The sequence below is a fragment of the Methyloceanibacter marginalis genome, assembly GCF_001723295.1.
In the GTDB taxonomy this organism is placed as follows: Bacteria; Pseudomonadota; Alphaproteobacteria; order Rhizobiales; family Methyloligellaceae; genus Methyloceanibacter; species Methyloceanibacter marginalis.
Window position 1 is genome coordinate 1 of sequence record NZ_LPWD01000135.1, and the last position, 2,159, is coordinate 2,159.

Sequence of the window (2,159 nt, forward strand, 5' to 3'; positions counted from 1 at the left end):
AAGCCGGATACGGAGAGTAGCGGCTTCATGAGGACGTGTGATGGACGACATAGTGGAAGGTTCGAAACTCCGCGCGGAATCGAAATCGGAGCAGGAGCGTAAAGTGGAGCCCATTAGCAAAGTCGGTATTGTCGGCGGCGGCCAAATGGGAAGCGGCATTGCGCATGTGGTGGCGCTGGGCGGCTACGATGTGGCGATCAACGATGTCGCCAAGGAGCGGTTCGACACGGCCCTCGCAGCCATCACCAAGAACATGTCGCGCCAGGTGTCCTCGGGCAAGATCAGCGAGGAGGACCGGGACAAGGCGTTGAGCCGGATCTCCTTCGCCGAGACGTTCCAGGACTTCTCCGATGTGGACCTCGTTGTAGAGGCCGCCACCGAGGACGAGACCGTCAAGCGCAAGATCTTCGTGGCGGTGTGTCCCTTCCTCAAGCCGGACGCCGTGCTGGCCACCAACACCTCGTCCATCTCCATCACGCGGCTGGCGGCCACGACGGACCGGCCCGAGCGCTTCATTGGCATGCATTTCATGAACCCGGTTCCGGTGATGGAGCTGGTCGAGATGATCCGGGGCATCGCCACGGACGACGTGACTTTCACCCGGGCCAAAGATTTCGTCGATACGCTGGACAAGACCATAGCGGTTTCCGAGGACTTTCCCGCCTTCATGGTCAACCGCATTCTCTTGCCGATGATCAATGAGGCGGTCTACACGCTCTACGAGGGTGTCGGCTCGGTTGACGCGATCGATACGGCCATGCGTCTTGGCGCGCATCATCCCATGGGGCCGCTTCAGCTCGCGGATTTCATCGGGCTCGATACCTGTCTGTCGATCATGCAGGTTCTCTATGAGGGCCTCGCCGATTCCAAGTATCGGCCCTGTCCGCTGCTGGTGAAATATGTCGAGGCTGGCTGGCTCGGCCGGAAGACCAAGCGCGGCTTCTATGATTATCGCGGCGAAACGCCGATGCCGACGCGCTAGCGGACGCAATTTGCTCTCTAGTTTCGAGACGTTACAGCGTGCGCCACTCTGCGTGCGGCGCGCGCTGGCGCTCGCTTGAAGATGTCATTGTTCGCCGATAAGCTCCCGTCCCGGAGCGACTTCTCACATATGGCAGAGGGTGGACTGCCATCACCGCATGGAGATGAGCAATGAAGTTTCAATCGCGTTTCGTGGCCGTCGCGCTCGCGCTTGGCTTGGCGCTTGCCGCCAGCCCCGCGGCAGCTGAGTGCAATCCGGACGACGCTCTGTTCGAGGACGAGTTTGAGTTCCTGGACGTCTCGTGGGGCGAGTCCGACGATAACCTGTATGTCGAGGACGGTGCCTGGTCGTCAAAGAATACGGCGGCATCGTCAATTTCAGCACGCGGAACGATGGCGCCAATGTCTGCATCGATATGACGATCGCCGAGGCCTCCAAAATTCCGAATAGCCCCATCGGCCTCGTATTCTGGTGGCAGGACTGGGACAATTACTACTCGATGTTCGTCTGGGCCGACGGCTGGATCGAGGTCAGGAGGATCGTGAACGGCAAGCAGACGACGATCTTCACGGAGGAGACGCTGGCCCTCAAGAAGGGCGTCGGCGAGACGAATAGTGTCGAGCTCGACCTGAAGCCCAAGGACGCGACCATCTTCATCAACGGCACCAAGGTGCAGCGCTTCAAAGGCAGGCAGCCTAAGGATGGCGGTGTTATCGGCGTGTACGGCATCTCCCCGGAAGACGCGCCCGCGACGTTCACCTTCGACAATTTCGTGGTGAATACGCACGACGAGTAGCCTTGAGAGATCCGCGATTTAGGGCCGCTGCCAGAGTCCTGACGGCGGCCCTTTTCTTTGCGCTTCCTGAAAGCCGGCTAGCGGCCGAAGAGCCAATCCCACCAGTTTGCGCGCGTGGTCCTCATGGCCTTGCGCTCAAGCGGGGCCTGCGGCGCGTTCTTGGCTGTCGGCTTTTCGGTCCGCATCGCCAATTGTTGCCTGGGGGCTGTCTCCGGCGCCGGTGCGCGAAGGACCGGCATATCGGATCGCACCGTCACTTGCCTGGAAGCATCCGGACCGGCCGCCTTGGCGGCCGGATTTTCGGCGGACCGCGCCGTCGCTTGCTTGACGGTGTTCGCCCGGGCGGATTTTGTGGCCGCCTCTTCAGTGTCCCGCGCGGAA

General features: G+C 61.1%; 4 protein-coding genes. 3 read left to right on the top strand and 1 reads right to left on the bottom strand.

Annotation, left to right across the window (positions count from 1 at the left end; translation table 11 throughout):
• Positions 1–40 precede the first annotated feature (40 nt).
• The 3 genes from AUC71_RS05995 (at position 41) to AUC71_RS06005 (ending at position 1,778) form a co-directional block, all read left to right on the top strand.
• Complete coding sequence (locus tag AUC71_RS05995; RefSeq protein ID WP_083238135.1) at positions 41–982, top strand: 3-hydroxybutyryl-CoA dehydrogenase; 942 nt, start codon at positions 41–43, stop codon at positions 980–982.
• A gap of 170 nt (positions 983–1,152) precedes the next feature.
• Positions 1,153–1,401: a hypothetical protein gene (locus tag AUC71_RS06000; protein ID WP_069623538.1), complete on the top strand. Its 249-nt coding sequence runs from the start codon at positions 1,153–1,155 to the stop codon at positions 1,399–1,401.
• Positions 1,398–1,778, top strand: coding sequence for a hypothetical protein (locus AUC71_RS06005; protein WP_069623539.1), 381 nt, complete (start codon positions 1,398–1,400; stop codon positions 1,776–1,778). The genes AUC71_RS06000 and AUC71_RS06005 overlap by 4 nt, the downstream gene beginning before the upstream one ends.
• A gap of 77 nt (positions 1,779–1,855) precedes the next feature.
• Here the strand turns inward: AUC71_RS06005 and AUC71_RS20190 are convergent.
• Positions 1,856–2,159, bottom strand: a 304-nt coding sequence (locus tag AUC71_RS20190) for a hypothetical protein (RefSeq protein WP_204376650.1), incomplete at its 5' end; no start/stop codon positions are given.

Excerpts from the sequence above, each read along its gene's own strand:
- AUC71_RS06005 (WP_069623539.1), top strand. The coding sequence starts at position 1,398 with ATGACGATCGCCGAGGCCTCCAAAATTCCGAATAGCCCCATCGGCCTC.
- AUC71_RS05995 (WP_083238135.1), top strand. The coding sequence starts at position 41 with ATGGACGACATAGTGGAAGGTTCGAAACTCCGCGCGGAATCGAAATCG.
- AUC71_RS06000 (WP_069623538.1), top strand. The coding sequence starts at position 1,153 with ATGAAGTTTCAATCGCGTTTCGTGGCCGTCGCGCTCGCGCTTGGCTTG.